Raw genomic sequence first — 8563 nt, 5'->3', positions numbered from 1 at the left:
GTTTCAAAATCACAAAAAAATACATCTTGTCAATGCTCCAATTATGGAACTGTCTTCAACATTTATACGTAATAGTATTAAAACTGGTAAAAATATTAAACCCATGCTACCTCAACATGTCTGGGAATATTTAGACGAAATGAATTTTTATAAGTAATTAAGTACTTCCATTTATAAAAAAATAAAAAAAAGCTAACTTTTTCAAGTTGGCTTTTGAACATAAGTTAATTAGATTTTCATGTTCTTAATCTAGATTTGGGTTTCTTAATCTAAACTTGGGATTCTTAATACTTGACCAGGATATATTTTGTCTGGGTGAGTAAGCATAGGTTTATTCGCTTCAAAAATAACAGGGTATTTCATAGCGTTTCCATAATATGCTTTTGCAATTTTTCCTAAAGTATCACCGCTAGCAACCGTATGAAATTGCGCTACTGGTTCTTCATGTTCCACAGTCATTTGATCATCAACAGTTGCAATACCATTTGAGTTTCCAACAACCAAAACTACTTTTTCTCTGGTGGCTTGATTATAAGCTAAACCAGAAATTGAAGCAACATCGTCATCAATAAAAACGTTTAGGCCTTCAACTTGTAGTTGTAAATCGGTAATGGTTTCTTCCAGTTTTCTTGCAGCGGCTTCTTCTTGTTTTAATTTTCTAGCAGTAGCTTCGGCCGCAGCTTCAGCAGCTTCTTCAGCATCGGTTTTTCCAATACCAAATACTTTGGCTCCTGCATTTTTAATAAATGAAAATAATCCCATTTTGTAATTTGCTTTGAGGGTTAATATTTTTTAGACACATAAATTATAAATAGGTCACATAAAAAAGAAACCGTTTAAAACAAGATGTTTTAAACGGTCTCTAAACTAAATAACCAACCAAAAATTTTAAGTGAAATTCACTTTATATTATTAAACCTTTCGAGTGTTTTCTCTTGGGTTTATTACTTTATCTTTTCTATGCTTACGCAATTTATCTGATTGAACGTTTTCCTTTTTCGTTTTATCGTCAGATTTTAAGTACTGAATATAGCCTCTTCCTTCAAATTCATAAACGGTTTCAGATGCAGGGTGAAACAATTCTATCTTACTGTCATTTATAACGCTCAATTCAAAATATTCATTGTCTAAGAAGTCATAATCTAATGTTAAAGTTTTTAAAAAGGCATTACCTGTAACATCACCAACACCATAAACGCCTGTATAGTCCCAAAAAAGATTGTTTGCATTAAGGCCGTAATCATCTTGAGAACTTCTAAACGTCGAGTCATTACCACCAGCTAAAAACTGTAAATAGTTTTCGTTATCAAATTCATTTAGCGCTCCAAACTCACTGGTATATGTTTTTTCCCAAGCTTCATATTCTTGCAAGAAATAATGAATATTATCGTAGAATACAAAATCGTAATCAAAATTACTACGTTGGTAACCATCTAAAAAGTATGAGGTATCGTTGTTAGGGTTATACAACTCAATGGTATTGTAATCTACTTCATAAACATCAAAAGTTGAATAACCATCAATATCATGATCCACGTCTAAAATCATATCGTAAGCATCATATTCGCCAACATCAATACCAAATCCAGCGCCATTGGTTCCTAATCCCGAAATATTGTTATTCGCATATACCACACCGTTTATAAAAGAAACCGTAAATGCCTTTTGTAAAAAAGGTGTTTCGCCATAGCCAAGCGTATTATTAATATCTACATACCAAAGTTCATGAGAGTTTAACAATTGATTTAGAGAAATAGAAGGTTCCTCAATAAAATCATTAAAGTCGTCAACTACCACTTCTGTATAACATGATGTAAAAAGCGTTGCTATTAAAGCAAAACTTAAAAGTATTTTAATAGTCTTCATAATATAACATTTTAGGGTTCTTATTTATAGAGTTTCAAAACGCGTGCCAAAAAGGAAAACCTTATGCTACCATAGCCTAATAATGACTGAAATTTTATGTATTTTTGAAGTAATAAGACACTATTATTTATGGATAAGCCTTTAAAATACGCAGTTTTTGGTGCAGGAAGTTGGGCAACAGCTATTGTAAAAATGCTTAGTGAAAATTTAGATGAAATTGGATGGTACATGCGAAGTGTATACACCAAAGAACATTTATTAAAAGAGCAACATAACCCCAATTATTTAAGTTCGGTTGAATTTAATTTGGAGCAATTAAAGCTTAGTAACGATATTAATGAAATTGCTGATTATGCTGATGTTTTAATCTTTGTTATTCCTTCTGCTTTTATGCACAGCGAATTAGAAAAACTAAATATTAATATTTCGAACAAAGTAATTGTATCTGCGGTTAAAGGTATTATGCCAGAAACGGGGCTTTTAGTAGGGGAACATTTTCACAAAACATACAAAATTCCTTTTGATAGTATTGCAGTTATTGCGGGCCCATGCCATGCCGAAGAAGTTGCTTTGGAGCGTTTATCATACTTAACCATTTCGTGTTCGGATACCGAAAAAGCCAAAACTATTGCCGACACGTTGTCTAGCAACTATATAAAAACTAAAACTAGTGACGATGTTATAGGTGTTGAATATGCTGTAATGCTCAAAAATATTTACGCCATAGCTGCAGGAATAGCTCACGGTTTGGGTTATGGTGACAACTTTCAGAGTGTGTTAATGAGTAATGCGATACGCGAAATGAAACGATTCATAAAAAAACGACATAAAATGAAGCGTAACATTAATAATTCGGCTTATTTAGGTGATTTATTAGTTACGGGTTACTCGGTATTTTCGCGAAACCGTATGTTTGGTAACATGATTGGTAAAGGCTACACAGTAAAATCTGCTCAAATGGAAATGAGCATGATTGCCGAAGGATATTATGCCACAAAAAGTGCGCATTTACTTCATGAAAAAAACACGAAACAGGCTCAAATTCCTATTATAAACGCAGTATACGAGATTTTATACGAAAATAAAAATCCTAAAAAGGTATTTAAAAAACTGACAGATAAGCTAGATTAATATCCCTTTGAAAAAGAAATATAGTACTTAACCAAAAACCTAAAAAGTAAAATCTTGTATTTCGAAAATTCAATATTTAATAAGAAGTTATTCTTTTTTTACTGTAAAATAAAAGGTCGTTCCAATATTTAATTGAGAATCATAACAAATTTCACCTCCTGCAGATTCTATGATTTTTTTAATTATCCATAATCCAACTCCACTTGAGTCTGTTCGATTATTCATTTTTTTAAAAATCTCAAAAACATGTGCATGGTGCTTCGCATCAATACCTATACCATTATCAGATATTTTAAATAAAAAACAGTCGTCTTGATCTTCCCAATCCACAGAAACCTGACAATCATCTCTTGTGCTTTTCCTGTATTTATAGCTATTATCTAATAAATTTTGAAATACCTGTTTAATATGCACATGATTAAATAAAATAGTTGGCAATGGTTTGATAATATTTATGGAAAAGCTATCGTCAAAATTAATAAACTCATTTTCTATAAGATTCACCAATGTCTCATTTAAATCTATTAATTCGAAAGTGACATTTTCGTTTGTTCTAATTTCAGCAAATTGTAGTGTACTAACAATTAGCTTATCCATATCTTTTATGGTTTGGTTTATAGTTTCTATATACTTTTTGCTTTCTTTATTTAACACCGCTTCGTTGTCCTCATGTAACCAATTTATACATGAAGATATCGTTCTCAAAGGAGTTTTAAGATCGTGAGAAACTAAGTGAGCATAATGGGATAATTCCTCATTACTAGCCGTTAAATTTCCAATTAATGATTCATTTTTACTTATTAAATTTTTCAATTCTGTAATATCTAAATGAATTCCCAAAGAACCGGTGACCTTACCACTAATATCAAGATTATCGCTATTACTAATTAGCCAAATTCGACTTTCACCATTTTTTTTCAAAACCTCAAGTTCGTAAGCATTTTTGAAACCTTTTAAACGCGCACTATTTTTAGACTTAACTAATTGTTTATCTGAAACTTTCAATAAAATATCTTTTGCTTTTTTACCAAGAAGTTCTTCCTCCGAATACCCAGACATTTGGGTAAAGGCAGAATTAACTGTTAAAATAAGATCATCATTATTAACTTGCATTAAGCCCAAATTTACGTTGTTAATAATACTTCTATATTTTGTAATTTCCTCTTGTAAACTTTTATCAAAGTTGACATTAAGTGTTATATCAGAATAAGTCCAAACATGACTGTCAAGCTTATCTTTATAATATATTGGGTTATAATCTAGTGACACATATCTTCCATCTTTTAACTCAAAAATTTCTCGTGATACAGGTAGCTCATTAGTTATTATTTCATCAATTTCTTGGCACCATTTTTCTGGGTATAAAAACATTTCTTTTAAGTTTTCACGCGCATCGTGACATTTCATACCTTCAAAATGACTTTTTTGAGAACGAGGCACCCCAAACAAATCAAGAAAACTATCGCCTACTTCAATAATTACCCCTTTAGCAGATTCGATTACTTCTGCATTATTATCATTATTAAATATTGTATCAAATCTTAAATTTGTTTTATCTAATTCTTCTTGTTTGATATCTTTTTCTAATTCCAAAACAGCTTTTTCTAATCTCAAGCCTATCATGGCACAAATTTGCTGTAAAAATTCTAGTTGGAATTTTTTGTAATAATTTTTTTCTGGATGCTCTGAATCAAGTATTCCAATTAGCTTATTATTAACAAGTATTGGTACTGTAATTTCTGAATACTTAGGTATGATGTCTACAATATAATCTTCATCTTGAGACGTATCGTTAACTATCATCCCTTTTTTTAATCGAGCAACTTTCCCAACTATCCCTTTTTGAAAAGAAACTTTTAATTTATTAACAATTGTGTTGTTTGCTCCAATTTTATCCCCAGTCGCCGATAATTGCACAAGTTCATTATTGACAACACCATAAAAGACACAATCATCGGTTTTTAAAAAATCAGCTACGTGTTTTACTAAAGCCCTAGAATTCTCTATAAGATTATTAGAAATTAAGAAATCCTTTAAAATTATTGCTTCGAATTTTTGAACCCTATTTTTTTTATCCAATTTTATTTTCATCAACTGAGACTCTGTAATATCTCTTACAATAGCTTGATAGGCATAAGGTTTATGATTTTCGTCAACTAAAAGCTTAGATTTTATAGTGACAAATCTTTCTTCATTATCTCGATTTACGAAATTAAACTTAAATGTTATAGTTTCCTTGTGCTTTTGTTCTTTGAACTTATCAATAATAAAATTTTTATTAACAGGTGTGAATTCATTTATATTTTTAGGTAAATCCCTATCCTTGAATCCAATGAGCCTCTTAGCTTCCTTGTTAATTTTTAAAATATCCCCTCGTAAATTTACAACAAATAGTGCGTCCACTAGATTTTCAATTAGAAGATCACTGAACTCCCTTTGAGATGTGAGATTTTTAGAAAGTTCATAGTTAGCATTCTCAGCTTCTAATTTTGCTTTCCGCTCTTTTTTTAAAGCTCTTCTTAATAACGCTGCGCTAACATTTTCCAAAATACGATAGTTTTAATTTGTAAGTTAGCAAATAAATAACGATTTATCGATAAAAAGGATAATTTTATCCATGAAAGGTTATTGTGTATCGACAAAAAGCGTGATTTTAACCATGAAATGTTGTTATGTGTAATGCTACTAGTTATAAAGAGATATACAAGTTCCCTAATTAAATAACTTACATCTTTGTTTTTTTTAACTTCATTATCAATAACAATCTCTCCCTTACATCATAATATTTGAAAGTTTCTTTTTTAATCTAAGTAAAAAATAGGCTAACCATTTTATTTAAATTTTAAATCAAAGTGAGTTTATCAGCAGTCATTTCTGTAATATTAAATACTACAGATTCTGTGTTTTTATCAATATTTATTTTGCTTCAACTTGTAAATTATGTTCTAACTTAGTTATTAACTACAGAGAGGATTTTATATGTATTAAAATAAAACCATGTGATTTACATAGATTAAAATACAAATTTTCTAAATTACTATAAAACGAAATCTAATTTAGCTTTTATTCTATTCAAGATAAATAACAACATGTGTACTAGATAATCAAAGTCGTAAATCCTTTGCCTAGTAAGAATATCTTTATGTGTTATTTGAAAAGGATGCCATCCAATAATTTGCAATAAGAAGTAAGTTTTTCTTATTCTGTTTATAATCAATAAGCTTAAGAAAATATCCGCTAATACCTAATGAGTTGCATGCCCTGAAATCTTCTACATTTGAACTGGTTGTGTGAATAATGACAGGTATAGTAGAAAGTGTACTTACTTTTTTAATTCTTTTTAGAAATTCAATACCATTCATAATTGGCATATTAATATCCAAGAGAATAAAGTCAGGTAAATCCTTTTGATCTAAATTAGTTAGAAGATCAAGACCTTCTTTTCCGTTTTCTGCAGTATAAAATATGGTAGTTGGGAATTCAGCAAGTAGTGTCTTCTGTATCCCCATAATGACAATTTGGTTGTCTTCGACGAGTAGAACTTTCATTTAATAACTTATGATTGGTTGGTATTGCAATTTACAAAAAAAAATTAAATAACTAAAATACCTTTTACGCTCATTAAAGGTAAGGATTGTAAAGCCTTTAAATTAATTGTGTGTTTTCTGAATAAATAAGTTTTATCAAACATGGCATTACCTTCAAAAAAAGATACTTTAAAAGTGTTGTTTAAGGCAAACAATTCTTCTTGCATTAATTCTATCTTGGCAAAACTTTTTTTAGGAAGCTTTTCTAACTTTTTTCTAAAAATAGAAGTTGTTTTGTTTTCAGAATAGCCACTGGTAACAATAAGAATCATATCTAAATCGACATCTTTATTGTTGATGATGTAAGCGTTCCAATCTTGCGTTTTATAGATGTCGTTATATTCGTTTACTACAGCAATATAAACACCTTCTACTTTTGGAATATGGATATCTTTTTTCAATATTATAAGGCCGACTTAAATTGCTCTAAAAATCGCACATCATTTTCACTTAATAAACGAATATCACCAATTTGATGCAATAGCATCGCAATGCGGTCTATTCCCATTCCAAATGCAAAGCCAGAATACTCTTTAGAATCGATACCACAGTTTTCCAATACATTTGGATCTACCATACCACAACCCATAATTTCTAACCATCCTGTACCCTTTGTAATACGGTAATCAATTTCGGTTTCTAAGCCCCAATACACATCAACCTCAGCACTTGGTTCTGTAAATGGAAAGTATGATGGCCTTAAACGGATTTTACTTTTTCCGAACATTTCAGTCGTAAAATGCTGAAGAGTTTGTTTTAAATCTGCAAAACTCACATCTTTATCGATATACAAACCTTCTACTTGGTGGAAAAAACAGTGTGAACGCGCCGAAATGTCTTCGTTTCTATAAACTCTCCCCGGCGAAATAGTTCTAATAGGTGGTTTGTTATTTTCCATATAACGCACTTGCACAGAACTGGTGTGTGTACGTAATAATATATCTGGATTGGTTTGAATAAAAAACGTGTCCTGCATATCTCGCGCTGGGTGATACTCTGGCAAATTTAACGCCGTAAAGTTATGCCAATCATCTTCAATTTCTGGACCTTCACTTACATTAAAACCTACACGCGAAAAAATATCTATAATCTGATTTTTCACTATAGAAATAGGATGACGCGCACCAATTTGAATCGGTTCCCCTGGTCGAGATAAATCGCCATAAACACCTTTTATTTCCTCTTTGCTTTCTAACTCTTCTTTTAAAGCGTTTACTTTATTTTCAGCAGTTTTTTTAAGCGTATTTATAGTTTGACCAAATTCTTTTTTCTGGTCGTTTGCTACATTTTTAAACTCAGCAAAAAAGTCGTTAAGTAATCCTTTTTTGCCTAAATATTTTATTCGGAATGCTTCGACCTCTTCTTTTGATTCGGCTTTAAACGCTTCAGCTTCAGCTATGAGTTCTTTTATCTTATCTATCATGACATATTCAAAATGATGGCAAATTTACTATTTTTTACGTGAATTGCGTTAGGGATTGCAGAGGAAATCCTTTTTATGAGACACGAATAAAAAGATTGTAACCTTTCGACTACGCTCAAGATAAACTTCAAGCACGATCCTTAGGTAACTTGTCTGCCGGCAGGCACGCCCAAATTATTTCAATTTATATACTCGGTTTCTAAAAAGTAGTTTACAATAGCCTCTTTCATTAAAACACTTTGCTCTCCTGCTTTTAAATGAGGTAAGTCTTCCAGCATGTTGTAATGTGGCCAACCATCATCATCAACAAAATCGAGCTCGTAATAGCCATAAGGCATAAGGAGTTTACAAATAGCAATATGCATAAGGTCTAGTTTTTGATCTTTTTTAAAGGTTCTCTCTAACTGACCAAGCTCTTGCACACCAATAAGATAAATAATAGCATCGAGATCTAAAGTGTCTCCATCAGCAAATTGATTAGATAGTTTTTGCACTACCAACCCCCAGCGTTCTTTTAATTGTTCGTCTCTAGACATTAAGCTTATTGTAATTATTA

8 protein-coding genes and 1 pseudogene are annotated in these 8563 nt (G+C 31.0%); 2 read left to right on the top strand and 7 right to left on the bottom strand.

Translation table 11 applies throughout. The features are described from left to right. Nucleotides 1-157, top strand: a pseudogene (locus QZ260_RS06305) (nicotinic acid mononucleotide adenylyltransferase); the annotation flags it as partial. Nucleotides 158-264: 107 nt separating this feature from the next. Here the strand turns inward: QZ260_RS06305 and lysM are convergent. Beyond that, the gene (lysM, locus tag QZ260_RS06300; protein ID WP_295984097.1) at nucleotides 265-762 is read right to left on the bottom strand and encodes a peptidoglycan-binding protein LysM; all 498 of its coding nucleotides are present in this window, start codon (nucleotides 760-762) and stop codon (nucleotides 265-267) included. A gap of 150 nt (nucleotides 763-912) precedes the next feature. Continuing rightward, nucleotides 913-1866, bottom strand: a complete 954-nt coding sequence (locus tag QZ260_RS06295; RefSeq protein WP_295984095.1) for a nicotinic acid mononucleotide adenyltransferase — start codon at nucleotides 1864-1866, stop codon at nucleotides 913-915. A gap of 129 nt (nucleotides 1867-1995) precedes the next feature. Between QZ260_RS06295 and QZ260_RS06290 the strand changes: the two genes are divergently transcribed. Beyond that, nucleotides 1996-2997 carry an NAD(P)H-dependent glycerol-3-phosphate dehydrogenase gene (locus tag QZ260_RS06290; RefSeq protein WP_295984093.1) on the top strand — a complete coding sequence of 334 codons (1002 nt, stop codon included), beginning with the start codon at nucleotides 1996-1998 and terminating at the stop codon, nucleotides 2995-2997. An 87-nt stretch (nucleotides 2998-3084) separates the two neighbouring features. On the opposite strand, the gene QZ260_RS06285 is transcribed toward QZ260_RS06290, so the two are convergent. The 5 genes from QZ260_RS06285 to QZ260_RS06265 form a co-directional block, all read right to left on the bottom strand. Then, on the bottom strand, nucleotides 3085-5544 hold the full coding sequence (locus tag QZ260_RS06285) for a PAS domain S-box protein (protein WP_295984091.1): 2460 nt from the start codon (nucleotides 5542-5544) through the stop codon (nucleotides 3085-3087). A gap of 593 nt (nucleotides 5545-6137) precedes the next feature. Then, nucleotides 6138-6545, bottom strand: coding sequence for a response regulator (locus tag QZ260_RS06280; RefSeq protein WP_295984089.1), 408 nt, complete (start codon nucleotides 6543-6545; stop codon nucleotides 6138-6140). A gap of 44 nt (nucleotides 6546-6589) precedes the next feature. Further along, on the bottom strand, nucleotides 6590-6985 hold the full coding sequence (locus QZ260_RS06275; protein WP_295984087.1) for a hypothetical protein: 396 nt from the start codon (nucleotides 6983-6985) through the stop codon (nucleotides 6590-6592). 2 nt (nucleotides 6986-6987) lie between these two features. After that, complete coding sequence (gene pheS, locus QZ260_RS06270; RefSeq protein ID WP_295984085.1) at nucleotides 6988-8007, bottom strand: phenylalanine--tRNA ligase subunit alpha; 1020 nt, start codon at nucleotides 8005-8007, stop codon at nucleotides 6988-6990. A gap of 179 nt (nucleotides 8008-8186) precedes the next feature. Beyond that, nucleotides 8187-8543 (bottom strand): hypothetical protein, encoded by a 357-nt coding sequence (locus QZ260_RS06265; RefSeq protein WP_295984100.1) that lies wholly within the window; start codon nucleotides 8541-8543, stop codon nucleotides 8187-8189. Between the last annotated feature and the right edge of the window lie 20 nt (nucleotides 8544-8563).

This window comes from uncultured Algibacter sp., assembly GCF_905480415.1.
GTDB lineage: Bacteria > Bacteroidota > Bacteroidia > Flavobacteriales > Flavobacteriaceae > Algibacter_B.
This window is presented reverse-complemented; position numbering and strand designations above follow the sequence as displayed.

What these genes read in the sequence shown, in the direction of transcription:
- lysM (WP_295984097.1), bottom strand. Translation starts at nt 762, where the DNA reads ATGGGATTATTTTCATTTATTAAAAATGCAGGAGCCAAAGTATTTGGT.
- QZ260_RS06295 (WP_295984095.1), bottom strand. Translation starts at nt 1,866, where the DNA reads ATGAAGACTATTAAAATACTTTTAAGTTTTGCTTTAATAGCAACGCTT.
- QZ260_RS06290 (WP_295984093.1), top strand. Translation starts at nt 1,996, where the DNA reads ATGGATAAGCCTTTAAAATACGCAGTTTTTGGTGCAGGAAGTTGGGCA.
- QZ260_RS06280 (WP_295984089.1), bottom strand. Translation starts at nt 6,545, where the DNA reads ATGAAAGTTCTACTCGTCGAAGACAACCAAATTGTCATTATGGGGATA.
- pheS (WP_295984085.1), bottom strand. Translation starts at nt 8,007, where the DNA reads ATGATAGATAAGATAAAAGAACTCATAGCTGAAGCTGAAGCGTTTAAA.
- QZ260_RS06265 (WP_295984100.1), bottom strand. Translation starts at nt 8,543, where the DNA reads ATGTCTAGAGACGAACAATTAAAAGAACGCTGGGGGTTGGTAGTGCAA.